Source organism: Paraburkholderia nemoris (assembly GCF_905221015.1).
GTDB classification, from domain to species: Bacteria; Pseudomonadota; Gammaproteobacteria; order Burkholderiales; family Burkholderiaceae; genus Paraburkholderia; species Paraburkholderia nemoris.
Genome location: NZ_CAJNBO010000027.1, coordinates 1 through 26,866, shown reverse-complemented (window position 1 = coordinate 26,866; position 26,866 = coordinate 1). Strand labels below are relative to the sequence as shown.

At 60.7% G+C, this 26,866-nt stretch carries 22 protein-coding genes; 15 read left to right on the top strand and 7 right to left on the bottom strand.

Features of this window, described 5'->3' with window-relative positions; genetic code table 11:
- Positions 1-9: 9 nt before the first annotated feature.
- Complete coding sequence (locus KHO33_RS32130) at positions 10-873, bottom strand: IclR family transcriptional regulator (RefSeq protein ID WP_200566753.1); 864 nt, start codon at positions 871-873, stop codon at positions 10-12.
- A gap of 117 nt (positions 874-990) precedes the next feature.
- Between KHO33_RS32130 and KHO33_RS32125 the strand changes: the two genes are divergently transcribed.
- The 3 genes from KHO33_RS32125 to KHO33_RS32115 all read left to right on the top strand — a co-directional run bounded on the left by KHO33_RS32125 (position 991) and on the right by KHO33_RS32115 (position 4,921).
- The gene (locus tag KHO33_RS32125; RefSeq protein ID WP_211629249.1) at positions 991-2,193 is read left to right on the top strand and encodes an aminotransferase class V-fold PLP-dependent enzyme; all 1,203 of its coding nucleotides are present in this window, start codon (positions 991-993) and stop codon (positions 2,191-2,193) included.
- Positions 2,194-2,354: 161 nt separating this feature from the next.
- Positions 2,355-3,470, top strand: a complete 1,116-nt coding sequence (locus KHO33_RS32120) for a porin (RefSeq protein ID WP_200566765.1) — start codon at positions 2,355-2,357, stop codon at positions 3,468-3,470.
- A gap of 80 nt (positions 3,471-3,550) precedes the next feature.
- Positions 3,551-4,921: a GntT/GntP/DsdX family permease gene (locus tag KHO33_RS32115; protein ID WP_054040499.1), complete on the top strand. Its 1,371-nt coding sequence runs from the start codon at positions 3,551-3,553 to the stop codon at positions 4,919-4,921.
- A 56-nt stretch (positions 4,922-4,977) separates the two neighbouring features.
- Here KHO33_RS32115 and KHO33_RS32110 read toward each other — a convergent pair whose 3' ends face one another.
- The 4 genes from KHO33_RS32110 to KHO33_RS32095 form a co-directional block, all read right to left on the bottom strand.
- Complete coding sequence (locus tag KHO33_RS32110; protein WP_054040502.1) at positions 4,978-5,856, bottom strand: prohibitin family protein; 879 nt, start codon at positions 5,854-5,856, stop codon at positions 4,978-4,980.
- 473 nt (positions 5,857-6,329) lie between these two features.
- A complete protein-coding gene (locus KHO33_RS32105) occupies positions 6,330-7,160 on the bottom strand; it encodes an alpha/beta fold hydrolase (protein ID WP_054040504.1) in 831 nt (276 codons plus the stop codon).
- Between the two features lie 8 nt (positions 7,161-7,168).
- Positions 7,169-8,761 carry a benzoate-CoA ligase family protein gene (locus KHO33_RS32100; RefSeq protein WP_200566755.1) on the bottom strand — a complete coding sequence of 531 codons (1,593 nt, stop codon included), beginning with the start codon at positions 8,759-8,761 and terminating at the stop codon, positions 7,169-7,171.
- A 95-nt stretch (positions 8,762-8,856) separates the two neighbouring features.
- Positions 8,857-9,330 carry a DUF4863 family protein gene (locus tag KHO33_RS32095; RefSeq protein WP_054040508.1) on the bottom strand — a complete coding sequence of 158 codons (474 nt, stop codon included), beginning with the start codon at positions 9,328-9,330 and terminating at the stop codon, positions 8,857-8,859.
- Positions 9,331-9,514: 184 nt separating this feature from the next.
- On the opposite strand from KHO33_RS32095, the gene KHO33_RS32090 reads away from it, so the two are divergent.
- The 4 genes from KHO33_RS32090 to boxA all read left to right on the top strand — a co-directional run bounded on the left by KHO33_RS32090 (position 9,515) and on the right by boxA (position 15,136).
- Complete coding sequence (locus tag KHO33_RS32090; protein ID WP_054040510.1) at positions 9,515-10,519, top strand: helix-turn-helix transcriptional regulator; 1,005 nt, start codon at positions 9,515-9,517, stop codon at positions 10,517-10,519.
- 117 nt (positions 10,520-10,636) lie between these two features.
- Positions 10,637-12,307 (top strand): 2,3-epoxybenzoyl-CoA dihydrolase, encoded by a 1,671-nt coding sequence (gene boxC / locus KHO33_RS32085; protein WP_054040512.1) that lies wholly within the window; start codon positions 10,637-10,639, stop codon positions 12,305-12,307.
- A gap of 98 nt (positions 12,308-12,405) precedes the next feature.
- Positions 12,406-13,833 carry a benzoyl-CoA 2,3-epoxidase subunit BoxB gene (boxB, locus tag KHO33_RS32080; protein ID WP_054040514.1) on the top strand — a complete coding sequence of 476 codons (1,428 nt, stop codon included), beginning with the start codon at positions 12,406-12,408 and terminating at the stop codon, positions 13,831-13,833.
- A 58-nt stretch (positions 13,834-13,891) separates the two neighbouring features.
- Positions 13,892-15,136 (top strand): benzoyl-CoA 2,3-epoxidase subunit BoxA, encoded by a 1,245-nt coding sequence (gene boxA / locus KHO33_RS32075; RefSeq protein ID WP_200566756.1) that lies wholly within the window; start codon positions 13,892-13,894, stop codon positions 15,134-15,136.
- Positions 15,137-15,202: 66 nt separating this feature from the next.
- On the opposite strand, the gene KHO33_RS32070 is transcribed toward boxA, so the two are convergent.
- Both KHO33_RS32070 and KHO33_RS32065 read right to left on the bottom strand, forming a co-directional pair.
- Complete coding sequence (locus tag KHO33_RS32070) at positions 15,203-15,439, bottom strand: type II toxin-antitoxin system Phd/YefM family antitoxin (RefSeq protein WP_054040517.1); 237 nt, start codon at positions 15,437-15,439, stop codon at positions 15,203-15,205.
- Between the two features lie 28 nt (positions 15,440-15,467).
- A complete protein-coding gene (locus KHO33_RS32065; protein ID WP_200566757.1) occupies positions 15,468-16,226 on the bottom strand; it encodes a TetR/AcrR family transcriptional regulator in 759 nt (252 codons plus the stop codon).
- 302 nt (positions 16,227-16,528) lie between these two features.
- Here KHO33_RS32065 and KHO33_RS32060 point away from each other — a divergent pair, with 302 nt between their 5' ends.
- The 8 genes from KHO33_RS32060 (at position 16,529) to KHO33_RS32025 (ending at position 26,482) form a co-directional block, all read left to right on the top strand.
- A complete protein-coding gene (locus KHO33_RS32060) occupies positions 16,529-17,809 on the top strand; it encodes a Zn-dependent hydrolase (protein ID WP_054040519.1) in 1,281 nt (426 codons plus the stop codon).
- 148 nt (positions 17,810-17,957) lie between these two features.
- Positions 17,958-19,307, top strand: coding sequence for an NAD(P)-dependent oxidoreductase (locus KHO33_RS32055; RefSeq protein ID WP_200566758.1), 1,350 nt, complete (start codon positions 17,958-17,960; stop codon positions 19,305-19,307).
- Positions 19,308-19,374: 67 nt separating this feature from the next.
- On the top strand, positions 19,375-20,709 hold the full coding sequence (gene preA, locus KHO33_RS32050; RefSeq protein ID WP_200566759.1) for an NAD-dependent dihydropyrimidine dehydrogenase subunit PreA: 1,335 nt from the start codon (positions 19,375-19,377) through the stop codon (positions 20,707-20,709).
- 124 nt (positions 20,710-20,833) lie between these two features.
- Positions 20,834-22,345 carry an NCS1 family nucleobase:cation symporter-1 gene (locus KHO33_RS32045; protein ID WP_054040525.1) on the top strand — a complete coding sequence of 504 codons (1,512 nt, stop codon included), beginning with the start codon at positions 20,834-20,836 and terminating at the stop codon, positions 22,343-22,345.
- Between the two features lie 75 nt (positions 22,346-22,420).
- A complete protein-coding gene (gene hydA / locus KHO33_RS32040) occupies positions 22,421-23,872 on the top strand; it encodes a dihydropyrimidinase (protein WP_200566760.1) in 1,452 nt (483 codons plus the stop codon).
- A gap of 354 nt (positions 23,873-24,226) precedes the next feature.
- Positions 24,227-25,009 (top strand): amino acid ABC transporter substrate-binding protein, encoded by a 783-nt coding sequence (locus KHO33_RS32035; RefSeq protein WP_054040529.1) that lies wholly within the window; start codon positions 24,227-24,229, stop codon positions 25,007-25,009.
- A 22-nt stretch (positions 25,010-25,031) separates the two neighbouring features.
- Entirely contained in the window at positions 25,032-25,709 is a 678-nt protein-coding gene (locus KHO33_RS32030) for an amino acid ABC transporter permease (protein ID WP_200566761.1), read from the top strand.
- The gene (locus KHO33_RS32025; protein ID WP_200566762.1) at positions 25,709-26,482 is read left to right on the top strand and encodes an amino acid ABC transporter ATP-binding protein; all 774 of its coding nucleotides are present in this window, start codon (positions 25,709-25,711) and stop codon (positions 26,480-26,482) included. Before KHO33_RS32030 ends, KHO33_RS32025 begins: the two co-directional genes overlap by 1 nt.
- The last annotated feature ends 384 nt before the right edge of the window (positions 26,483-26,866 follow it).

Sequence of the window (26,866 nt, the reverse complement as noted above, 5' to 3'; positions counted from 1 at the left end):
GGGGCGGCCTTACGCCGCCGGGTCCTGCTCGCGATGCCGCCAGCCGAGGCGCGCTTCGATACGGGCGGCCACCGCCTGCACGGCTTGTGCAAACCGTTCGGTGCCGAGCTCGGCTTTCGCCTCGGGCATCACGATCGAAATCGTGAAGACGCACGCGCCGGTGTTGTCGAGCACGGGCGCGGCAAGACACGCCACGGACGCATCCGATTCGCCGATCTGAATCGACAGCCGCGCCTCCAGCGCTTCGCGGGCAATCTGCGCGAGCACTTGCGGCCGGGTTTCCGCGCGACCGGTAGGCGAGCTTTGCGCGTGCTGTGCAAAAAACGCAACCCGTTCGGCATCCGGCAGATGCCCGACGAGCAAGCGTCCGGATGCGGTCCAGTTGAGCGGCACGCGGCTGCCCACTCGCGAGGTCACACGGAAATGCCCCGGCCCTTCGGCCATTTGCTGGACGACCATCATGCCGTCTTCGAGTCCGCAGACCTGCACGGTTTCTTCGACTTCGGCGGAGAGCCGCTGCATTTCTTCATGAGCGACCGCGAGGTAGTCGAGCGAGCTGGCGTACGTCAAACCGTAACCGTACAGACGCGAGCCGAGCCAGATCGTGCCGTCCATGCGCCGCGCCAGCAGGTTCTTCTCGACCAGATCGTTGATGATCGAATACACGGTGGACAGCGGCGCGCCGACCATGCGTGCGACTTCATACGCGGTAGCGGGACGGTTTGCCTGCTGGAGCGCGTCGAGAATCTGCACGGCGCGCTCGATCGCGCTGGTGCGCGTGCGCGGCGCAGCGGCTTCAGCCTGTGCTTTGGCGCCGGCTGAAGGCGCCGCGGGTACTGCTTCGGACGCGGAAGGTCGGGACGTGCGAGCCATTGTGCTCCTCTGACGCGAGATGTTTTTGTCCAGTTGACGCAGGGTGATTGTATGCTAGACTGATCCGCAATTACAACATATATTCCATAATTAAGAAATACCGGTCGGAGGCGCTTCATGGACATTCGCTCTCGCTTTGGCTTACGCCCTGTCATCAATGCTTCAGGCACGATGACGAGTCTGGGCGCGTCCATTGTCAGCGCGCCGGTCATCGACGCGGTGGCGCAGGTGCTGCCGCAATTCGTCGAGATCGACGATCTGCAACGCCGAGCCTCGGCGGCGATCGCCGAGGCATGCGGCAGCGAAGCCGGGTATATCACCGCGTCGTGCTCGGCGGCGATTACGCTCTGCATCGCCGCCACCATGACGGGCGATGACCACGGCCTGATCGAACGGTTGCCCGATACGAGCGCCCTGCAGCGCAACGAAGTCGTGATTCAAACCGGCCACCTCGTCAATTATGGCGCACCGGTAGACCAGGCGATCCGTTTGTCCGGCGCGCGCGTCGTGCCGGTGGGCGCGGCAACCGAAGCGCACGGCTACCAGTTGAATACCGCCATCACGGAACGCACGGCTGCGGCGCTTTACGTGGTTTCGCATCATACGGTGCAATTCGGCATGATCCCGCTCGAAGAGTTTATTGCGGTCGCGCACGCGAAGGGTGTGCCCGTGATCGTCGACGCGGCTTCCGAATACGACCTCAAACGCTTTATCGAAGCCGGCGCCGATTTCGCGCTCTACTCGGCGCACAAATTTCTCGGTGGGCTGACCGCCGGCATCGTCGCGGGTGAGAAAACGCTGGTACGTGCCGCGTATTTCCAGAACGGCGGCATTGGCCGCAGCATGAAAGTCGGCAAGGAAGGCATGGTGGGTGCGATTGCCGCGCTCGAACAATGGCGGCAGCGCGATCATGTCGCGGTTCGCGCCCGCGAACGCGGCTACCTCACGCTGTGGCGTGAGACCTTGAATCGTTGCGACGGCGTCTGGGCTGAGATCGACGCCGACCCGACCGGCAATCCGCTCGATCGTCTGAAACTGCATATCGATGCCAGGCAGGCGCGTATCACTGCGTGGGATCTCGCCGATGCGCTCGCGCGGCCACCCGAAGGCGAGGCGCCGGTGATCGTGCGCGATCATGAAGCGGAACTGCATTTCTTTTTCATCGACCCGTGCAATCTGCACCCGGGCGAAGAGCAGATCGTACTGGCGCGGCTGACTGCCGAGCTCGAGCGCGCACGTCAGTCGCCCGAACCCGTTGTTACGCCGTTTTACCAGCGCGACGCGCGCCGCATTGCCGCGCGCCGTAATTGGCCGGATTGATTCTCTCCCGGTTTATATCGATTGATCGATGACCGTTGTTTGACCGTAGCGCCGGATTCCATTCCGGCGCCGCTTTGACTTGCCCGTTTAGTACTACTCATATCGCCGGAACATTACCGTGTAACCGGCGTTCGCTTTTCTTTCGACTTGAGGAAACCATGATGCACAAGCAGATTCTTCGTACGGCCATCGCGTTCGCTGCCGCCGGACTCGCCGCGCAAGCCGCCCACGCGCAAAGCAGCGTGACGTTGTACGGCATTGTCGATGCCGGCTTTACTTTCACCAATAACCAGAAGGGTGAGAAGGCTTATCAGGCGACGCAGGGCAACGTGCAGGGCTCGCGTTGGGGCCTGCTCGGCAGCGAAGATCTGGGCGGCGGCAACAAGGTCCTGTTCAAGCTCGAAAACGGCTTCAGCCTGGAAAGCGGTGCAGCCGGTCAGGGCGGCCGCATGTTCGGCCGTAGCGCATGGGTAGCTCTCTCCAACAGCAAGGCGGGTACGATCACGCTCGGCCGTCAGTACAACAGCGTGCAGGACTATCTGTCGAACATGCAGATCAATGGCGTCGGCGCGATGAGCCAGTATGGCAACGCGATCTACGACAACGACGATATCAACAACACGTACCGCACCAACAATGCGGTCAAGTACACCACGCCGACCTATGCCGGCTTCACCGCGAACGCGATGTACGCGTTCTCGAATACGGCGGGCGAGTTCGCCAACAATCGCGCATGGAGCGTCGGCGCGGATTACGTGAACGGTCCCCTGCATCTTGACGCGGCTTACTCGCTGGTCAATCAGCCGGCTACCAGCACCGCGGGCGCGGCGCCGTCTGACAACTACTACAGCACCAGCTCGTCGATCATCAGCGGCGTGAAGCGCAACCAGGTGTGGGGCGCGGGCGGTTCGTACGTGTTCGGCCCGGCAACCGTTGCGCTGTTGTACACGAACTCGCAGTTCCAGTTGCTGAGCGGCGGCAGCCTGCGTTTCGCCAACTACGAAGCCAGCTTGAAGTATCAGTTCACGCCGGCTACGTTGCTCGCGCTCGGCTACATCTACACGACGCAGAACACCAGCGGCACCACGGCGACCAACGCTCACTACAACCAGCTGAGCGTGGGCGGCGAGTACTTCCTGTCAAAGACCACCGACCTCTACCTGAACGGCATCTACCAACGCGCGTCCGGTTCGCACGCATGGGTTGAAGGCATTTCGAATCCGTCGAGCAACAACGGCCAGTTCGTGACCGTCGCCGGCATCCGTCACAAGTTCTAAGTCCGCCGCCCGCGCCGCCGCGCATACAACATTCCGCCTGACGGAAACCGCGGCGCGGCTCTCTCTCTTCAGGAGCACCTATGGCGACCGTTCAAGGAAGTCTGTTACTCGTCTATGCATTGATTGCCATCATCGCGCTGGTCGTGCTGATCGCGCGCTTCAAGATGAATCCGTTCATCACGTTGATGATGGTGTCGGTGGCGTTGGCACTCGCCGTCGGCATGCCGGCGACGTCGATTCTCAAGTCGTTCGAAACCGGTGTGGGCGGCACGCTCGGCCATATCGCCATCGTGGTCGGGCTCGGTACGATGCTCGGCAAGATGATGGCCGAATCGGGAGGCGCGGAACGTATCGCGCGTACCCTGATCGACCTGTTCGGGCCGAAGAACGTGCATTGGGCGATGATGTGCATCGCGTTCCTCGTCGGCTTGCCGGTGTTTTTTGAAGTCGGTTTCGTGTTGTTGATTCCGATCGCATTCAACGTCGCCCAGCGGACCGGTACCTCGATGATTCGCGTCGGCATTCCGATGGTGGCGGGGTTGTCCGTCGTGCACGGTCTGATTCCGCCGCACCCGGCCGCGTTGCTCGCGGTCACGGCGTACAACGCGGATATCGGTCACACGATTTTCTACGCGCTGATCGTCGGCATTCCGACCGCGGCCGTGGCTGGCCCGCTGTTCTCGAAGCTGATCGCTCGCTTTGTCGTGCTGGACGGCTTTAACCCGATGGCGCAACAGTTCATCGAACAGGACGCGAAGCGCTCGCATCAGGAACTGCCGGGCTTCGGCATCACGTTGTTGACGGTGCTGCTGCCGGTGTTGTTGATGCTGGTCGGCAGTTGGGCGGATCTGATTGTGCCGGCCAAAACGTCGATGAACAACGCGCTGCGTCTGATCGGCCATCCGGATATGGCGTTGTTGTTGGCCGTGTTGTTGAGCTTCTACACGTTCGGCAAGTCGCGTGGCTTCAATCGCGAGCAGATCCTCAAGTTTACTAACGAGTGTCTTGCGCCGACGGCGAGTATCACGCTGGTGGTGGGAGCGGGCGCGGGCTTCGGACGCATCCTGATCGATAGCGGTGCGTCGAAGGCGATCGTCGATGTCGCGACGGGCGCGCATGTGCCGCTGCTGATTCTCGCGTGGCTGGTGGCGGCGTTGATTCGTGTGGCAACTGGTTCGGCAACGGTGGCAATGGCAACGGCGGCCGGCATCATTGCACCGATCGCGGCAGCGGCGGTGGGTACGGCGGGCGGTGTGCGGCCCGAGTTGCTGGTGCTGGCCACCGGCGCGGGGTCGCTGATTCTGTCGCACGTGAACGACGGCGGGTTCTGGCTGGTGAAGGAGTACTTCGGTATGACTGTGCCGCAGACCTTCAAGACGTGGACCGTTTGCGAAACGATCATTTCGGTAACGGCGCTGGTATTGACGTTGGGACTCTCGACCGTGATTTAAGCGGTGAGCGGTAGAAACGCCGCTGCCCACCTGCTGGGCAGCGGCGACGTTGTACCTTACTTCTCGATGTTCAGAAACGGCAGCGGTGCGCCAGCGCCCATATAGGTCGGCAGCTTGCCATCCCAGCGGTTGATCGCCTGCAACTGCAGATATTCCTGTCCGCCGTTGGTCTTGACGGCCTGCGCCTGAATCGCGATCGATTCCGCCTCACCGCGCGCCTTGGCAATCTGCTGATCCGCTTCGAACTTCACGCGCGCAAGTTCTCGTTCGGCCTGTTCGGCGCGCTGGCTTGCGGTGACCTTTGCCTCGATCGCCTGATCGAACGCGGCGCTGAACTTGAAGTTGGTGATGTTGATGTCCTGAATCAGAAAGCCGTAGCCTTTGAGCTTGGTGATCAGGCCGCTCATGATGTCGGTCGACACCTGCTGGCGCTTCGTGACCAGTTCTTCCGCGGTGTAGCGTGCCGCGACCGCCTTGAACACTTCGAACATGGCAGGTTGCACGTACGACGCCTCATACTCGAGCGACGGCGCCATCGCATACAGTGCTCGGACCTTGTTGGGGTCGACGCGATAGTTCATCGTCAGGTCGGTATGCACCGACTGCAGATCTTTCGATGCAGCTTGTGCGCCTTCCACCTTGGCGACGTCGAGTCCAATGAATACCTCATGCACGCGCGATACCGGGCTGACGAGGTGAGGACCCTCGGACAGCGTGTCAGATTCGATATGCCCAAAGGTTGTTACTACGCCGATGCGCGATTGCGAAACCTGTGTAAAGCACGAAAACAGCATGCCGACAGCTATAACCAGGACGAATGTGATAACGCCGTAGCGCATTTGCGGCTCATGGTCTTTGCGCAGCGATTTAGAAGCGAATACAGCTGCCGCGCCGATAATGGCGGCGAAGAAAAGAACAACAATAATCTGGCCCATGTCGATGATCTATCAGGTGAGAGAATGCAAAAAAGAGAAAAGACCGGTTGGATATGCACGTCGTTCGACCGGCCCCATGCGGAGGTGTGACGGAAAGCGGAAAGATCGTTTAGCGAATCTGGAATGAGAGCGAGCCGGCTGAGCCGCCCGGCGCAGTGCGATGAGGGTACTCAATAGGCCGTATGGCCGAGTGTTATCAAAGAACGCCGGTTTGTTCGTTTGCATTGAAGCGGTGCGAAATCATTAAGCGAATTTGTTGTTTTTTATGTTTCTGGCGATTAAAGAAGTCAGCGAAGTTGTGGCGAAGTCTACAAGCATATTGAATGCTTGCGCAACGGTATATTTTAGAGCGGTGGATTAAAGCGCTTGATCGCGAGCGTGCATTGCGAGTGGCACGCTTTTCTATTTATGTCGCATAAAAACTGCGCCGGGAGCGGCGCAGTTCTACGGCGTTTCGGTGCAGTCGTTTCGGGTTAGCGCTGTCTTGCAACGAATGCCGCAATCGCGTCATTCAACGCATCCGGTGCATCGCGGTGTGGCGAGTGCCCACACGCGTCGAGCTTGACCAATTGCGCATGCGGCACGCGCTCGCCAATCGTATCGATCTGCGCCATCGTGCCGTAGTTGTCGTCGTGGCCTTGCACTGCGAGTAAAGGCTGCTTGATGGCGGCGAGTTCATCCACTATGCGCCATTCCCTGAACGCCGGATTCAGCCAGATATCGTTCCAGCCATAGAACGCGGAATCGACGTCGGCGTGATAGCGGGCTAGCTTGCTGCGCAGATCGGTGGTTTCGTAGAGCTGCTTGGTCTGCGCGATGCTTTCCACAGAGATGTCTTCGACGAATACATGTGGTGCGATTGCTACCGCGCCGGCCAATTCATCCGGATGCTGCGCCGCGTAGAGCAGCGCGATCGACCCGCCGTCGCTATGGCCGATCACCCACATGCGCTTGCGTTCCTGTGCGCCGATATCGAGCGCATCGAGCAAAGCGGGCAGGATATCGCGCGCTTGCGCGGTCATGAAGTTGACCGGCCATTTGACGTCGTGCGCACGCGGTGTGGATAGTCCGTAACCGGGGCGCGAATAAACGAGACCACGCATGCCGAGCCGCTCGCACAAAGACTGCGGCCAGTCGCGCCACATCGCGATCGAACCGAGTCCTTCATGCAGGAAGACGGCGACCGGTGCATTGGCCGCCGCTTCATTCACCCAGCGATATTCGATGCGCAACGGTCCATGTGATGCCGTGGCGGGCAGTTCTGCGAATTCGCTAGCGAGGGTTGCGGTTGCGGGGTTCTGCATGGATCACCTTATGACTGTTCGCGCAGTTTGAAGCGTTGAATCTTGCCGGTAGCGGTTTTCGGCAAATCGTCGACGAACAGGATATCGCGCGGATACTTGTGCGGCGCGAGCCGTCCCTTGACGAAATTCTTCAACTCATCCGCGAGTATCTCAGACGGTACGAATTCACGCTTCAGCACCACGAACGCGCGGGTCTTCACGAGGCCGCCGTGATCCACACCGACCACAGCGGCCTCCAGCACCGCGTCGTGCTGCACCAACACCATTTCCACCTCAACGGGCGATACGTACTGACCGCTCACTTTCAGCATGTCGTCGCTGCGGCCCGCGTACACGTAGCAGCCGTTCGCGAGACGACGGTATTTATCGCCGCTGCGGATCCACTCGCCGAGGAACGTCGCGCGCGACTTCTCGCGATTGCTCCAGTACATGAGCGCCGCGCTTGGTCCTTTGATAAACAGATCGCCGACTTCGTCGTCGGGTACCGGATGACCGGCTTCGTCGCGCAATTCGACTTCGTAGCCGGGCACGGGGCGGCCCGTGGTGCCGTATTCGACTTCACCCGTGCGATTCGACAGGAAGATATGCAGCATCTCGGTCGAGCCGATGCCGTCGAGAATTTCGCAGCCGAAGTGTGCGGTGAAGCGCTCGCCAATTTCGCGCGGCAGCGCTTCGCCCGCCGAGGTGCACACGCGCATTGCGACATCCGCGCGCGCGGGCAGGCTGGGCGAGACGAGCATGTTCGCGTAGAGCGTCGGTACGCCGTAAAAAATGGTCGGGCGATGCCGCACGAGGCGCGTGAAAATCGCGTCGGCGGTAGGACGCTCGGCCATCAATACAGCCGTGGCGCCAACCGAAAGCGGGAACGTCAACCCATTACCCAGACCGTATGCAAAGAATAACTTGGCCGCCGAGAAAACCACGTCGCTTTCGACGATGCCGAGAATCGGCTTCGCATACAACTCGGCAGTCCAGTACAGATTCGCGTGCGTATGGACGGTGCCTTTCGGTTTGCCGGTCGAGCCGGACGAATACAGCCAGAACGCGATGTCGTCGCAACCGGTCGTGGGCGCCTTGATGGCCGGCGTGGCCGCATCGATCAGATCTTTAAGCAATGGCGCCGTCACAGGCTCGTCTTCAGGCGGCTGCGAGACGATCAACTGGCAACCGTCGTGTTCGGTGGTATCCATCGCCTGCGTGACATTCGGCAGCAATGCGCCGGATGCGATCACGGCGCGCGCATGGCTGTGCGTCAGCATGTACACATAGTCGGCCGTGGTGAGTAACGTGTTCGCGACGACCGGCACGACGCCCGCATAGAGCGCACCGAGAAAGGCGATCGGCAGTTCGACGGTATCGAGCATTACCAGCAGCACGCGCTCTTCCGGATGCACGCCGAGTGTGCGCAATGCGCTTGCGAAGCGCCGGGCCTGTTCTTCGAGTTCGCCGTAAGTGGTGTTGCCGGTGTCGTCGATATAGGCGGTCTTGGCGGCGCGCGCTTCATTCAGTCCAAACAGGTAGGCCGCAAAATTGAATAGCGCGGGCGGCGGTTCGACAGTCGGGGCGGGCCGACTCGCAGCCGTTTCCAGCAGGGCTTCCATGTGTCTCCTCCATCGGGTGGGGGCGGTCTGGCGGTTATGTGCTCTTGATCCGCTCGATGCTTTCTGTCTGATTGCTTGAAACTCGTCGCGTGCCGCTAAGCTGTGGTGGGCGTGAATTCGATCGCGCCTTGCGGCAGCAGATACAGCACTAGCGCCTGGCCATTCGCAACGGTCGGTCGATGCGCGCTGCCGGGGCCGTACACGCACCAGCCGGCCGGATGCCCGTCGAAGGTGGCGCCTTCGGTGAGCGGCATGATCAGATCGATTTCGCCATTCGGATGCACATGATGCGGACCGGCAATATCCTTCATATCGACCACGTCGACGGAAAAGCCGTGAGTTTCCGGCAAGGCCTTGAAGATCCGGCCATAACGAATGCCGCCGCCTTCGCGGTTGCACAGCCAGCCGTCGGCCACGCCGATGCTGCAGGCGTCCGCCAGCTCGCGGAAGGTCGCCCCGTCAGCGGGATACGTGTCGTTGAGCCACGTAGTCAGCGTGCCGTCGAGCGGCCGGCCGGCGAGTTGCTCTGTCACGCCCGCAATCAGGCGTTGAAAGTCATGTGGCGACATGCAAGCCTCCAGGTCAGCGCGCGGACGCACCTTAATTCATGCGTGCTGTTGCGCTGTCTCCGTGACGCCGCCGAAAAACCTCGACAGCGTTTGTTATTGGATCAATATTTGGCGAAAATTAACTGTTCACCAGAGCCATGTCAAGCACTATAGTACATGTAACGTATTCAATAGGCAGTTAAACATGAACCAAAATTACTCTTCCGCGCCGCTGGACGATCCTGCCGATGAGGACGCGAGCCGCGCCTCCGGGGCCAACCGCGGCGGCGACAGCGGGGCTGAGCGTGGGGCGGAGCGCGAGGAGCGCGATCCTTTTCTGACGGCGATGGGTGATCGCGTGCGTTTGCTGCGTGCGCGCCGCGGCATGACGCGCAAGACGCTGGCGACCGAAACCGGCTTGTCGGAGCGTCATCTGGCGAATCTGGAATCGGGCGTGGGTAACGCATCGGTGCTGGTGTTGCGGCAGATCGCGGCGACGCTGAACTGCCCGCTGGCCGAAGTGATCGGCGACGAGACTACGGCTTCCGCCGAATGGCTGCTGATCCGCGAACTGCTGCAGGGGCGCGACCAGGCGGCGCTGCAGCGCGCCCGTGTGGCGCTTGCCGAGATGTTCGCGCAGGCGCCGCGCGACCCGCATCGCAAGGACCGGATTGCGCTGATCGGCCTGCGCGGAGCTGGCAAATCGACCTTCGGCCGGATGCTGGCGCAGGAGCGCAAAGTGCCGTTCGTCGAGCTGACCCGCGTGATCGAGCAACTCGCCGGCTGTCCGCCGTCGGAGATTCATTCACTTTACGGTGCAAGCGCTTACCGGCGTTATGAACACCGCGCGCTGGAGGCGGTGATTCACGAGCACGAGCGCGCCGTGATCGCGTCGCCGGGCGGGCTGGTGTCGGAGTCGGGCACCTTCAACGCGTTGCTGTCGCACTGCTTTACCGTATGGCTGCAGGCCACACCGGAAGAGCATATGCGCCGCGTCGTCGCGCAGGGCGACCTGCGGCCGATGTCCGGCAACAAGGAGGCGATGGATGACCTGAAGCGTATCCTGGCGGGGCGTAGCGAACTGTACGGCCGCGCCGACATGACCTTCGACACCAGCGAAAAAACCTTGGCCGACGCCTACTTGCAACTGCGCGACCGGCTGGCTGCAAGGCTCGCGGCAGAATCACCGGACGAAGTGCGAGTGAGCTGAAATGCAGTGCGAGCCTAGGGTTTACTAGAAAACATGCACTAAAGTGCTTTACTCGGGGATGACGATGCACTATTGTTCAAAAAACAAGTTTTGCATCGTCCAGTCAGGAGACGCCCCATGTCCACAGCAGAAGCCTCAATCGCGCCGGTCGACTACCGCACCGATCCTTCGCAGTACAAGCACTGGAAGCTGAGTTTCAACGGTCCTGTCGCGACCCTTGGCATCGATATCGCCGAGGACGGCGGGATCCGGGACGGCTACAAGCTGAAGCTGAATTCATATGATCTCGGCGTCGACATCGAACTGCACGACGCGATACAGCGCATCCGCTTCGAGCATCCCGAAGTCAAAACGGTGGTGCTGACGAGCCTGAAGGACCGCGTGTTCTGCTCGGGTGCGAACATCTTCATGCTGGGTTTGTCCACGCACGCCTGGAAGGTCAACTTCTGCAAATTCACCAACGAAACGCGCAACGGCCTCGAAGACTCGTCGCGTCATTCAGGTCTGAAGTTTCTCGCCGCCGTGAACGGTGCATGCGCCGGTGGCGGTTACGAACTCGCGCTCGCTTGCGACGAAATCTATCTGGTGGATGACCGCTCGTCGTCGGTGTCGCTGCCGGAAGTGCCGCTGCTGGGCGTGCTGCCGGGTACGGGCGGCCTGACGCGCGTTACCGACAAACGCAAGGTGCGTCACGATCGTGCGGACATCTTCTGCACGGTGGTCGAAGGCATTCGCGGTGAGCGGGCGAAAGCATGGCGTCTCGTGGATGAAGTCGTGAAGCCGAATCAGTTCGATCAGACGATTCAGGCGCGCGCGCTCGAACTCGCCGAACAAAGCGACCGTCCGTCGGACGCACAAGGCGTCATGCTCACGCGTATCGAACGCGCCAACCGCGAAGACGGCCTGACTTATAAAACGCTCGACGTCACGATCGATCGTGCGAAGCGCATCGCCACTTTCACGGCGAAAGCGCCACAAGCCGGACAACCTACCGAGATCGACGCGATCGTCGCCGCCGGCACGAGCTGGTGGCCGCTGCAGTTCGCCCGCGAACTCGACGACGCGATCCTGTCGATGCGCACCAACGAGCTCGAGGTCGGCACCTGGGTCTTCAAGACCGAAGGCGACGCCCGTAACCTGCTCGCCACCGACGCCACGCTGATGCAGCACAAGGATCATTGGTTCGTGCGCGAGACCATCGGCCTCTTGCGCCGCACGCTGGCACGTATCGACGTGTCGTCGCGTTCACTGTTCGCGCTGATCGAGCCGGGTTCGTGTTTTGCAGGCACCTTCGCGGAACTCGCGTTTGCCTGCGACCGCAGCTATATGGCGGCACTGCCGAGCAACGAAGACGAAGAACCGGCGATCACGCTCTCGGAAGTCAACTTCGGTCTCTATCCGATGGTCACGCATCAATCACGTTTGGCTCGTCGCTTCTATGAAGAAACCGAACCGCTCGACGCCGTGCGTTCGAAGATCGGCCAGGCGATCAAAGCTGTTGAAGCCGAGCGCCTCGGTCTCGTGACCGCGTCGCCCGACGATATCGATTGGGCCGACGAAATTCGCATCGCGCTCGAAGAACGCGCGGCGATGTCGCCGGATGCGTTGACCGGCCTGGAGGCGAATCTGCGCTTCAACGGCCCGGAAACGATGGAGACGCGTATTTTCGGGCGTCTCACCGCATGGCAGAACTGGATCTTTAACCGGCCGAACGCAGTGGGCGAGAAGGGCGCGCTCAAGGTGTACGGCAAGGGCAGCAAGGCGCAATTCGACGTCTCGCGCGTTTGATGCTTTCCACGCGGCGCGACGCGACGTAACCGAAAGCGACGCCACCTGCCAGCGCGCCTCTCATCCGCAAGCTCTGTATTCCGACCAAGGAACCGACCATGTCAACGATCAACTACAGCGAAAAGATTCCGAACAACGTCAATCTCGCCGACGACCGCGCACTGCAACGCGCGCTCGAACAATGGCAGCCAAATTTTCTGTCGTGGTGGGGCGATATGGGCCCGGAAGGCTCGCATGGCTATGACGTGTATCTGCGCACGGCGGTGAGCGTCGACGCGGGCGGCTGGGCGCATTTCGATCACGTGAAAATGCCGGACTATCGCTGGGGCATTTTCCTCACGCCCGGCGAACAGGACCGCAAGATTCATTTCGGCGAGCACAAGGGTGAGGCTGCGTGGCAGGACGTGCCCGGCGAGCATCGTGCGAATCTGCGCCGCATCATCGTCACGCAAGGCGATACGGAGCCGGCTTCGGTCGAGCAGCAACGGCATCTCGGTTTGACCGCACCGTCGATGTACGACCTGCGCAACCTGTTTCAGGTGAACGTGGAAGAAGGGCGCCACCTGTGGGCGATGGTGTATCTGTTGCATCGCTACTTCGGCCGTGATGGTCGAGAGGAAGCAGAAGCACTGCTCGGCCGCCGTTCAGGTGACGAAGACAATCCACGTATTCTCGGCGCCTTCAACGAGAAAACGCCGGACTGGCTCGCGTTTTATATGTTCACGTACTTCACCGACCGCGACGGTAAGTTCCAGTTGTCGGCGCTCGCCGAGTCGGGTTTCGACCCGCTTGCACGCACGACGAAGTTCATGCTGACCGAAGAAGCGCATCACATGTTCGTCGGCGAATCGGGTGTCTCGCGCGTGATTCAGCGCACAGCGCAAGTGATGAACGAACTGGGCACGGACGACGTCGCGAAGATTCGCGCGGCCGGCGTGATCGATCTGCCGACCATTCAGCGTTACCTGAACTTCCACTACTCGGTGACGATCGATCTGTTCGGCGCCGATCATTCGTCTAATGCGGCCACGTTCTATAGCTCGGGTTTGAAGGGCCGCTATGAAGAGAACAAGCGTGACGACGATCATCAATTGAACGGTCAAAGCTACAAGCTGCTCGACGTGCAGGACGGCAAACTGGTCGAGCGTGAAGTGCCGATGCTCAATGCCATGAACGAAGTGCTGCGCGACGACTACATTAAGGATTCGGTGGCGGGTGTCGGCCGCTGGAACAAGGTGCTCGAAAAGGCCGGTATCGATTTCCGCATGACAGTGCCGCATAAAGCGTTCAATCGACAGATCGGCACGTTTGCAGGTACGCGTGTGTCGCCAGATGGGCGCGTGATCGGCGAGACCGAATGGGCCGCCAATGAAGCGAAGTGGCTTGCCTCGCCGGAAGACCGCGCGTATGTCGCTTCGCTGATGGGCCGTGTCGTAGAGCCCGGCAAGTTCGCGAACTGGATTGCGCCGCCGGCAATGGGCGTGAACCGTCAGCCGGTCGATTTCGAATACGTGCGCTTTAACTGAGCATGGCGATTGAAAACGTGCGGCGTCGTATTCGCACGAATATCTGGTGGAGGATGTCATGAACGGCCCAGTATCGATCGAAGTTCTCAGGCAGCATCTGATCGATCCGGAAATCTGCATTCGCTGCAATACCTGCGAAGAGACTTGCCCGGTCGATGCGATCACGCACGACGAGAACAATTATGTGGTCAAGGCGGATGTCTGCAACGGCTGCATGGCGTGCGTGCCACCGTGTCCGACTGGCTCGATCGATAACTGGCGCACCGTGCTGAAAGCCGATGCGTATTCCATCGATGAGCAGTTCAAATGGGACGTGTTGCCTGAGCAGAACACGATGGCCGTACCTGCTGCTGAAGATGAATCGGTCGCGGCCGGAGCGTCAGGCGATACGCCGGCGGATGCAAGTGGTATTGAAGTCGATACTGTGCGCGGGTCGGTCGTGCCGCCGTGGTCCGCGGCGAAACCGTACGTGAATCTCTACACGCACAAGGCGCCGACTACCGCGACGGTGGTCGGCAACTACCGGCTGACCGACGGCTCGACCGATAGCGACATCCACCACATCGTGCTCGATTTCGGTTCGATGCCTTTCCCTGTGCTGGAGGGTCAGTCGATCGGCATCCTGCCGCCGGGCGCGACCGCCGATGGCCGCACACATCACGCGCGGCAGTATTCGATTGCGAGCCCGCGCGATGGCGAACGTCCCGGCTATAACAATGTTTCTCTCACCGTGAAGCGCGTGTCCCAGCAGCACGGCGACGCGCTCGATGGGGTGTGCTCGAATTATCTGTGCGATTTGAAGAAGGGTGACGTGGTCAGCGTGATCGGCCCGTTCGGCGGCACCTTCCTGATGCCGAACCATCCGAACTCGCATCTGCTGATGATTTGCACGGGCACCGGTTCAGCGCCGATGCGCGCGATGACCGAATATCGCAGACGTCGTCGTCTGAAAGGCGCGACCGGCAAACTGATGTTGTTCTTCGGCGCGCGCACGAAAGAAGAGTTGCCGTACTTTGGGCCATTGACGAATCTGCCCAAGGATTTCATCGACACGAATTTGGCGTTTTCCCGCACAGCGGGTCAGCCCAAACGCTACGTGCAGGACGCGATGCGCGAGCGCGCGGTCGATGTCGCGCAGATGCTCAAGGACGACAACACGCATATCTACGTGTGCGGCTTGAAGGGGATGGAAGACGGCGTGCTGCAAGCGCTCAAGGAAATCGGCGAACAGCACCAGCTCGACTGGGAAGCGCTATGGATGAAACTGAAGCGGGAAGGGCGGCTGCATTTGGAGACGTATTGAACGACTAGCTTCCGGCTGGGGGCGGGCCTGCATGCTTGCGGGCCAGATTGGGGGTGTCCAGAACGATCACTTCGCCTCCTCCCAGTCGCCCTCTACGACTGGATCGGTGGAATTGTCGTAACGCATGACCGAATCGCGTAGCACTTCTAGCGGACTGCGTTCTACGCCGCGATATGGCCGAACTTCAAGCGCCGGCTTGCCATGGTCGGTGACGATCAAGCTTTCGCCGGACGCCTCAACTTGCTGGAGCAATTCAAGCGCCTTCGCCTTGAATTCGGACTTCGATACCCGATTGCCTTGCACAATAGCTCCTATGGTCAGTTGCCTATAGTCATTGACCGCCTGACCCTTTCCCTTGCGCCGGCGACACGGCACCACACGCACGAATCACCAACTGCACGACTTCCTCCGTTGTCACCTCAAACGCCTTCTGCGTCAGCGCGCGTTTGCCCTTAAGCGCGCGAATCTGCGCATCGAAGTCGGCGTAATGCTGGGTGGTCGCCCAGATCATGTACATCAGCGTTTGCGCATCCACCGGCGCCAGCAGCCCGCGCGCGATCCAGTCGTCGATCACCTTCACCCGGCTGTCCAGCCACGGTTTCACGCGCCCCGTGAGAATGTCCTCCATATGCTCCGCGCCGTGGATGATCTCGCTCGCCCACACCTTCGAGCCTAAGGGCCGGCGGCGCGACAACTCCATTTTCGCGCGGACGTATCCGCCAATCGCTTCGACGGGATCGTCGCTGCATTCGAACGTATCCGCCGCGCGATGCCAGTCTTCGAACAGGTCTTCCAGCACGCGCCGGTACAGCGCGAGTTTTGTCGGGAAGTAGTAATGCAGGTTAGCTTTCGGTAAGCCTGCACGTTCCGCGATCATCGCGGTGCTGGTTCCGTCGAGTCCTCGCTCGGCGAAAACCGCTTCGGCGCACGCCAATAAATGCGCTTCATTCGACTCGCGAATGTGCGCCTTGCGCCGCCGCAAAGGCGCGCGAGTTTCGTCCAGTGTCTCGTCGTTTTCCGTGATGTCGGCAGCCACGTTGTCGTCTCTCATGTTGGCCTTCATCGGCATGTGTGCCGCGTCGCGCTTCATTCTAGTCGTTTGAGCGCGGATGGACACGCGCATTCGAGGCCGTCGAAAAATGCGTGCTGCGGTGCAATGGCACGCTTCTCGCTATGTTTCCCACCGTACGAAAGGTGTTGATTTGGCGGGCTTAATCGTCTACAACCTGTCCAACTGGACAGGATTGAGAGAGCGGGAGATGCCCCAGGGTTTGCCCTCTGTATAAGAGGCGATCAAAGGCATCGAGTGTGCACCGCCGCCGTGCGGACACGCCCCAAAACCCGCCGCCGATGCACCAGTTTCATGTCGATTCACCGAAAGGAGCGAGACGAATGAACGCGGTATCCGAAGCGCTGAAGCACGCAGAACCCGCTACGTCGATCAAGGTCGACGGCAAGCGGCTGTGGGACAGCCTGATGACGATGGCGAAGATCGGCGCGACGCCCAAGGGCGGCGTCTGCCGATTGGCGCTGACCGACCTCGACAAACAGGGACGCGACCTGATCGTCAGTTGGGCGAAAGAAGCGGGTTGCACGGTCAGTGTCGATCAGATGGGCAATGTGTTCATGCGCCGCGCCGGGCGCAACCCCGATGCGTTGCCGGTCATGACCGGTTCGCATGCGGACTCGCAGCCGACCGGCGGTCGCTTCGACGGTATCTACGGCGTGCTTGGCGGACTCGAAGTGATCCGCAGTCTCAACGATCACGGCATCGAGACCGAGCATCCGGTTGAAGTGGTGATCTGGACCAACGAGGAGGGCTCGCGTTTCGCGCCTGCCATGGTCGCCTCGGGGGTGTTCGCCGGCGTTTTCACGCTGGATTACGGTCTCTCGCGCAAAGACGTGGACGGCAAGACCATCGGCGAGGAACTCAAACGTATCGGCTATGCGGGCGATCTGCCTTGCGGTGGACGTCCCTTGCATGCTGCGTTCGAATTGCACATCGAACAAGGGCCGATTCTCGAAGCCGAGCACAAAACCATTGGCGTGGTGACCGATGCGCAAGGTCAGCGCTGGTACGAAATCACGCTGACCGGGCAGGAGGCACACGCGGGTCCGACGCCGATGCCGCGCCGTCGCGATGCATTGCTCGGAGCCGCGCGCGTGGTCGATCTGGTCAATCGCATCGGCCTGGATAACGCGCCGTTCGGTTGCGCGACGGTCGGCATGATGCAGGTCTATCCGAACTCACGCAATGTGATTCCGGGCCGCGTGTTTTTCACCGTCGACTTCCGTCATCCGGACGACGCGGTACTCGCAAAGATGGACGCGGCGTTACGTGAGGGTGTGGAGAAAATCACCAGCACCATCGGTCTGGAAACCGAACTCGAGCAGATCTTCTACTACGCACCGGTCGCTTTCGACGAAGCCTGTGTGAAGTCCGTACGCGCCGCGGCCGAACGCTTCGGCTATCCGCATCGCAACATGGTGTCAGGCGCGGGACACGACGCCTGTTATCTGTCGCAAGTCGCGCCGACTTCGATGGTGTTCGTGCCGTGCGTCGACGGGATCAGTCACAACGAGATCGAGGACGCGACCTTCGAATGGATCGAAGCGGGTGCGAACGTCTTGCTGCACGCCATGCTCGGACGAGCGTGCGAGCCGGTTTCATAACGCTTTAGCGGTAGCTGTAGCGGGTTGTGGTTGCGAGTTTTAGTGCTTCCCCAGCCTCACCGTAGTGCCTATAAAACATGCCGCCCCGGCTTCGCTTTTGCACAGCCGGCGGGACCGGCTACGTCCTCACATCGAAGAAGGAACGTGTATGGCCATCAAGCAAACCGGCGATATTGCGCCTCAGCGCCTATCGGCCGATCAACTCTCGTGCGAATTCTCCGATATCGCACCGTTGCTCGACGCGAGTGCCGCGGCCGCAGCAGCGAGCCGCTGTCATTACTGCTACGACGCGCCGTGTGTGAACGCGTGTCCGACGCAGATCGACATTCCCAGTTTCATTCGCAAGATCAGCAACGGCAATCTGAAGGGCGCGGCCGTCGACATTCTGTCGGCGAATCCGCTGGGCGGGATGTGCTCGCGCGTTTGCCCGACCGAGATTCTTTGCGAGGGTGCTTGCGTGCGCAACCATCAGGATGCGAAGCCGGTGGCGATCGGTGCGCTGCAACGTCATGCGACCGATTGGGCGATGGCGCGCGGCGAAGTGCTGTTCAAACGTGCGGCTGAAACGGGGCGGCACGTCGCGGTGGTCGGTGCGGGACCGGCCGGACTCGCGTGTGGGCATCGGCTTGCATTGGCCGGTCATAACGTGACGATCTATGACGCCCACGAGAAAGCGGGTGGCCTGAACGAATACGGCATCGCAGCGTATAAAACCGTCGACGATTTTGCGCAGCGCGAAGTGGCGTGGCTGTGCTCGATCGGCGGCATCGAGATAAAAAACGGCGTCGCGCTTGGACGTGACGTGGATCTCGACGCGCTGCGCAAGCAGCATGACGCGGTTTTCCTCGCGATCGGTCTCACAGGCGTGCGCGCATTGACGATGGACGGTGAGGACCTGAGCGGCGTCATGAACGCAGTAGATTTCATCGAACAGGTGCGCACGGCGAGCGACTTCGGCACGGTGCCGGTGGGGCGGCGCGTTGTCGTGATCGGCGGCGGCAATACGGCAGTGGATGCAGCAGTGCAAAGCCACAAGCTCGGCGCGACCTCGGTGACGATGGTGTATCGGCGCGGCATCGAGTCGATGAGTGCGACGTGGGCCGAACGCGATTTCGCGCAGACCAACGGCGTCACGCTCGTCACGCATGCAAAGCCGGTCCGTTTGATCGGAGAAGGCGGCGTGGTGACGGGTGTCGAATTCGAGCGCACGTTAGGCGATGGCAGTCTGGAGCGCTTCGTGGTCGAAGCCGACATGGTGCTCAAGGCAATCGGACAGACGCTGGTGCCGGTCGGTATCGAACGCGAACTGTTGACGCTGGACGGCAGCCGTATCGCGGTCGATGCCAACGGACAAACCTCGTTGCCAGGCGTATGGGCGGGTGGCGATTGCGCGGCGACGGGCGGGATCGATCTGACGGTGCAAGCGGTGCAGGACGGCAAGATTGCCGCCGCCGCGATTGACGCCCAGTTCGCCCGCACAGCAGTCAAGGCCGCGTAAGACTGCATAAAGCCGCTTAAGCCACGCATCACACCAAGATAAAACAGCAGTCCCCAAGGAGCCGAACATGGCCGATCTGCGCTGTACGATTGCCGGCATTACGTCGCCGAATCCTTTCTGGCTCGCTTCCGCGCCGCCGACCGACAAAGCCTATAACGTGAACCGCGCGTTCGAAGCCGGCTGGGGCGGGGTCGTATGGAAGACACTGGGCCTCGACCCGCATGTGGTGAACGTCAGCTCGCGCTATGGCGCGGTGCAATGGAACGGCCAGCGCATCGCGGGCCTGAACAACATCGAACTGATCACCGACCGCCCGCTCGACGTCAACCTTAAGGAAATCGCCCAGGTCAAACGCGACTGGCCGGATCGCGCGATGATCGTCTCGCTGATGGTGCCGTGCAACGAGCGCGACTGGAAGTGGATTTTGCCGCTCGTCGAAGACACCGGCGCCGATGCGGTTGAACTGAATTTCGGCTGTCCGCACGGCATGAGCGAGCGCGGCATGGGCGCGGCAGTGGGTCAGGTGCCCGAATACATCGAGATGGTCACGCGCTGGGTCAAGGAAGGCTCGAAGCTGCCATGCCTCGTCAAACTCACGCCGAATATCAGCGACATCCGCCTCGGTTCGCGTGCGGCCTATAAAGGCGGTGCGGACGGCGTGTCGCTGATCAACACGATCAACTCGATCGTCGCGGTGGATCTCGACGCGATGTCGCCGCTGCCGATGGTCGACGGCAAAGGCACGCACGGCGGCTACTGCGGTCCGGCGGTGAAGCCGATCGCGCTGAACATGGTGGCCGAAATTGCGCGCGACGTGGAAACGCCGAATCTGCCGATCTCCGGCATCGGTGGCATTTCGTCATGGCGCGATGCGGCCGAATTCATGGTGCTCGGCGCAGGCAGCGTGCAAGTCTGCACGGCGGCGATGCACTACGGATTCCGCATCGTGTCCGATCTCGCCGACGGCCTCTCGAACTGGATGGACGAAAAAGGCTACGCGACACTCGACGACATTCGCGGCCGTGCCGTGCCGAACGTCACCGACTGGAAGTACCTGAACCTTAAATACGACATCAAGGCGCGCATCGATCAGGACAAGTGCATCCAGTGCGGCCTCTGCCATATCGCCTGCGAAGACACCGCACACCAGGCGATCATGAAAGAAAAAGATGGCGTCCGGCATTTTGAAGTGATGGACTCCGAATGTGTCGGCTGCAATCTGTGCATGCATGTGTGCCCGGTCGAGCAGTGCATCACGATGGAGCGCGTGGACAGCGGCGAGTACGCGAACTGGACCACGCATCCGAACAACCCAGCGCGGGTGGATGCCGGTGAAGGCAGCAAGTCGGACGCCGTTGAAACCGCAGAGCATGCCCATGCCCACGCAGCAAAAGCAGCCTGAAACCTGAGCTACCTGTAGGAAAAGAAACGAAGCGAAGCGCTTGTACTGAACCTGTAATTTTCCCTCAAGGCCTGACGCGCCATCAGAAGCCGCGCGGGCCTCAACGATCAGTGGAGATCTTTCGATGAAGCAGACAGCGCAACCCGTCGATCCGCAGTTTGCGGCCGGCGCGCAGGGCAGCAGTCTTTACAACGACGACCTTGCGCCGACCGGCGTCGCACAGCGCACGTGGCGGTGGTATCACTTCGCCGCGCTGTGGGTGGGGATGGTGATGAACATCGCGTCGTACATGCTCGCGGCAGGTTTGACGGAGGAGGGCATGTCGCCGTGGCAGGCAGTGGCGACCGTGTTACTCGGCAATCTGATCGTGCTGGTGCCGATGCTGCTGATCGGGCATGCGGGTGCGAAGCACGGCATTCCCTACGCGGTGCTGGTGCGTTCTTCCTTCGGCACGCAGGGCGCGAAATTGCCGGCGATGCTGCGGGCGATCGTCGCGTGTGGCTGGTACGGCATTCAGACATGGCTGGGCGGCAGTGCGATCTACACGCTGCTGAACATTCTGACCGGCAACGCGCTGCACGGCGCGGCGTTGCCGTTCCTCGACATCTCGCTCACGCAGCTCGCGTGTTTCCTGGTGTTCTGGGCGCTGCAAATCTATTTTATCGTGCATGGCACCGACTCGATCCGCTGGCTCGAAAGCTGGTCCGCGCCGATCAAGATCGTGATGTGTATTGCACTGGTGTGGTGGGCCACCTCGAAGGCGGGCGGTCTCGGCTCGATGTTGTCGGCGCCGTCGCAATTCGTGCCGGGTGGCAAGAAAGAAGGAATGTTCTGGGCGACTTTCTGGCCCGGCCTCACGGCAATGGTGGGCTTCTGGGCGACGCTCGCGCTGAATATTCCCGACTTCACACGCTTTGCCAAAACGCAGCGCGATCAGATCATCGGCCAGTCGATTGGCTTACCGGTGCCGATGGCTTTGCTTTCGGTAATCTCCGTGGTGGTGACGTCGGCGACCGTGGTGATCTACGGTAAGGCAATCTGGGACCCGATCGACCTGACGAGCCGCATGACGGGTATCGGCGTCGGCCTTGCGTTGATCATCCTGACGCTGGATACGATGTGCTGCAATCTCGCGGCGAATCTCGTCGGGCCAGCCTATGACTTTTCGAGCCTGTGGCCGAAGGGTATTTCGTATCGCGTCGGCGGCATGATTACCGCGACCATTGCCATCGTGATGATGCCGTGGAAGATTCTCGCCACCACGCAGGGCTATATCTTCACGTGGCTGGTCGGCTACTCGGCTTTGCTCGGTCCGGTGGCGGGCATTCTGATGGTCGACTACTTCTTGATTCGTGGCACACGGCTGGACCCGCGCGAACTGTTCGACGAGCATGGCGAGTACAGCTACACCGGTGGCTGGAATATCGGCGCGGTGGTGGCGCTCGTGGTCGGCGTGCTGCCGAATCTGCCGGGTTTCCTGCACACCGCGTTTCCGGCGTCGTTCCCGAATGTGCCGGCGATTTTCAACACACTCTATACGTATGCCTGGTTTGTCGGACTCGCGTTGGCGTCGATCGTATACAGCGCGTGGATGAAGTTGAGTAAAGGACCGAGTGCGCGCGTGGCGAGTGCCTGAGTGGGTCCATGAGCCATGCACGAAGCAAATGAAGTACGTAGCACCGAAACCAGCAGTTCATAAGGAGGCGGCACCATGACGACCCTGATTCGCGGCGGCACGATTATCGACGCGGAGAACACGTATCGTGCGGACGTGTTGTGTGCGGACCCGCAGGACGGCGGCACGATCCTGAAGATCGGAGCGGACCTGGAGGCGCCGGCCGGCGCGGCGATCGTCGATGCGGGCGGGCAGTATGTGATGCCCGGCGGCATCGATCCGCATACGCATATGGAATTGCCGTTCATGGGCACCACGGCCAGCGACGATTTCTACACTGGTACGGCTGCGGGTTTATCCGGCGGCACGACCAGTATCATCGACTTCGTGATTCCGAGTCCGAAGCAATCGCTGATGGAGGCCTTCAAGGAATGGCGTGGCTGGGCTGAAAAAGCGTCGGCGGATTATGGCTTTCACGTTGCGGTGACGTGGTGGGACGATTCGGTCTATCGCGACATGGGCACGTTGGTGCACGAACACGGCGTGTCGAGTTTCAAGCACTTCATGGCCTACAAGAACGCGATCATGGCCGACGACGAAGTGCTGGTGAACAGCTTCTCGCGCTCGCTCGAACTCGGCGCGCTGCCCACCGTGCATGCGGAAAACGGTGAACTGGTGTTTCAGTTGCAGCGTCAGTTGCTGGCAAAAGGTTTTACGGGACCGGAGGCGCATCCGCTGTCGCGGCCGCCGGAAGTGGAGGGCGAGGCCGCCAATCGGGCGATTCGCATTGCGCAAGTGCTAGGCGTGCCGGTATATATCGTCCACGTGTCCGCGAAAGATGCGGTCGACGCGATTGCGCGTGCCCGCAGCGAAGGCCTTCGCGTATTCGGCGAAGTGTTGCCGGGCCATCTGGTGATCGATGAAGCGGTGTATCGCGATCCCGACTGGACCCGCGCGGCGGCGCACGTGATGAGCCCGCCGTTCCGTTCCGCGGAGCATCGCGAAGCATTGTGGCGGGGTTTGCAAGCGGGCCAATTGCACACCACCGCGACTGACCACTGCGTGTTTTGCGCGTCGCAGAAGGCCATGGGTCGTGAGGACTTTACGAAGATCCCGAACGGCTGCGGCGGCGTGGAAGATCGTATGGCGGTGCTCTGGCATCACGGCGTGAATGCGGGGCGTCTCACGCCGAACGAATTCGTGCGCATTACCTCGACTAACGCCGCGCAGATTTTCAACCTGTATCCGCGGAAAGGTGCGGTTCAGGTGGGGGCCGATGCCGACCTGGTCGTGTGGGATCCGCAGGCAAGCAAGACGATTTCAGTGAAGACGCATCACCAGAAGGTCGACTTCAACGTGTTCGAAGGCATGACGGTGCAGGGCGTGGCGATGCACACGCTCACGCGCGGCGCGCTGGCATGGACCGATGGGGAATTGAGGGCGGTGCGTGGCGCAGGGCGGTATCTGAAGCGCCCGCCGAATCCGGCTTATTTCGACGCGATTCGGGTGGCCAATAAGCGCAAGGAGCCGCATCCGGTGGAACGGTAAGCCGTTTGCAAACCAACGGGCGGCCTCGTAATGCCGCCCGTACCGACTAATTTTCAACGCCGCGCGTTCGCCGCGGCGATACCCCTCCCGCGTTTTCCCCGATGGCGCCCGGCACGCATTCCGTGGTGCGATGCATGCCGCGCCTCCCATATCTGCTGTAGAGTCGAATTCGACGTTGTATGAGCCACCTTGGCTGTCCGCTTAGCACGCAAGCGCATATTGATCGGAAACCTGATCCTTTGTAAAAACGCAAACCGTTTGCTACAGTCCGCCCACTCTGCCGGGTCTGACCGCCGGCGGGATGCCGCACACAAAACAATGCAACTGACGTAGCAAACTTTACGGAGCCACCAGATGAAGTCGATTCGTTCCATTCTGCTGATCGCGCTGCTGCAAGCGGTGACCCTGAGCCCGGCATTCGCTGCTGACGAGCTCGCGCAGATCAAGTCCGCGGGCGTGTTCAAGATCGGCACCGAAGGCACCTACGCACCGTTCACGTACCACGATGAATCCGGCAAGCTGACCGGCTTCGACGTCGAGATCGGCACGGAGATCGCCAAGCGCCTCGGCGTCAAGCCGCAATTCGTCGAAGGGAAATGGGACGGCCTGATCGCCGGTCTCGATGTGAACCGCTACGACTCGGTAATCAACGAAGTCGCCGTCACTGACGCACGCAAAGCGAAATACGATTTCTCGGACCCGTACATCACATCGCACGCGGCGCTGATCGTGCGTTCGGACAACACCACGATCAAGACGTTTGACGACCTGAAGGGCAAGAAGTCGGCGAATACGTTGACCAGCAACTTCGGCAAGATCGCGGCTGCACACGGCGCCGAAGTGATTCCCGTGCAGGGCTTCAACGAATCGGTTGATCTGTTGACCTCGGGCCGCGTCGATGCAACCGTCAACGATTCGCTGTCGTTCCTCGACTTCAAGAAGCACAAGCCGGATGCGAAGGTGAAGATCGCCGCGCTCGACACGTCGGCTGACAGCAGCGACAAATCCGCGGTGCTGATCCGCAAGGGCAGCCCGGAATTGCAGGCGGCCATCAACAAGGCGCTCGCCGACATCAAGAAAGACGGCACTTACGCGAAGATTTCGCAGAAGTACTTCGGTAAAGACGTCTCCCAATAAGCGTCATCTGCGAGTCTGAATCATGCCGGCATGGTTGCATCTGATGGCGCAGTCGCTGCGGCCCCTGCTGTATGCGGGGCTCGTCTTTACCGTGCCGCTCACGCTGGCATCGTTCGCGATCGGGATCGTGCTCGCGTTTATCGTCGCACTGGTCCGGCTATTCGGGCCGAAGTGGGCGATTGCGTGCGTACGTTTCTACGTGTGGCTGTTTCGCGGCTCGCCGTTGCTCGTGCAACTGTTCGTGATTTTCTACGGACTACCGAACGTGGGCATCGTGCTCGATCCGTTAACGGCGGCGATCATCGGTTTTTCGCTGAATGTCGGCGCGTATAACTCGGAAGTGATACGCGGCGTGATCGAGTCGATCCCGAAGGGCCAGTGGGAAGCGGCGTACTCGATGGGTATGACGCGCGAACAGGCGCTGCGCCGCGCGATCTTGCCGCAGGCGGCGCGTGTGGCGCTACCGCCGCTGTCGAACTCATTCATCGCGTTGGTGAAAGACACATCGCTAGCGGCGGTACTGACGGTACCTGAGGTATTTCAGGCAGCGCAGCGAATCGCGTCCGTGACCTATGAACCGCTGATTCTCTACACAGAGGCGGCGCTGGTTTATCTTGTGTTCAGTTCGGTATTGTCGTCGGCGCAAGTCCGGCTCGAGCGCAAGTTCGGCCGTCATGCACTTTTCCATGCGGGCAACTGATGATTCGACTGGAAAAAATCGACAAGTACTTCGGCGAGAACCGGGTGTTGAACTCGGTGGATCTTCAACTCGCCTCGGGCAACGTCACCGCGCTGATTGGCCCATCCGGCAGCGGCAAGAGTACGCTGCTGCGCTGCGTGAACCTGCTGGAAATCCCGGAATCTGGATCACTTCAAGTCGGCGACCAACGCCTCGAATTCAGCCGCGACCACAAGCCGCCGCGTGAGGAGGTGCTGACAATCCGCCGCCGCACTGGCATGGTATTCCAGAACTTCCAGTTGTTTCCGCACTTGACGGTACGCCAGAACGTCATGGAGGGCTTGCTGACCGTACAGAAGTGGGACAAGGAAAAAGCGCGCGTACGAGCAGACGAATTGCTGGAGAAAGTCGGCATCGCGCAAAAAGCAGACGCATGGCCCTCAACACTTTCCGGCGGCCAGCAACAACGCGTAGCGATAGCGCGGGCGCTAGCCCCATCGCCGGAAGTATTGTTGTGCGACGAACCCACCTCGGCACTCGACCCCGGACTAGCCGCGGAGGTAGTAGACGTACTGAAGCAGCTCGCGACAGAAGGCATGACGATGTTAATGGCGACGCACGATTTGCGCCTCGCCGCGACAATCGCACGAGACGTAGTGTTTCTAAACAACGGCGTAGTGGTCGAGGCCGGCCCATCAAGGGACATTTTCATGAACCCGAGCCAACCGGAAACAGAGCGTTTCGTATCGACACTGACGCACAGCTTGCCGGACGCATGGACAGAGCGAGGTTAACCTGAGAGAGGGAAGGGCGACAACAAAAACCAGTCAGCCGTTGACCAGCAGCGCATCACAAGAAAGAGGGGCGCCAAAGCGCCCCTCAAGAAAAACACACAACATTGCCAATCCGAGCCCACTGGTTTTCTAGCAGACTCTTCCGACGAGCACACAGTGCAAGTCGGGAAGTATGACTCCCTTGTCACTAGCATGTGCATGGGCACGAACCCAGATTCCAGATGCACCACTACCGCCTGCGAGCTGCGGCCCCCACTTAGCAGGCGTGGTTTGAGCCGCTTTCTTTTGCCTACTTGTATATTCCCTCCTGTGGCGCCGACCCGATCAGTTGTCGCCACATGGACAGTCAGCTCGTCTGCCTAAAGTGCCTCGAGCCCGCAGAAA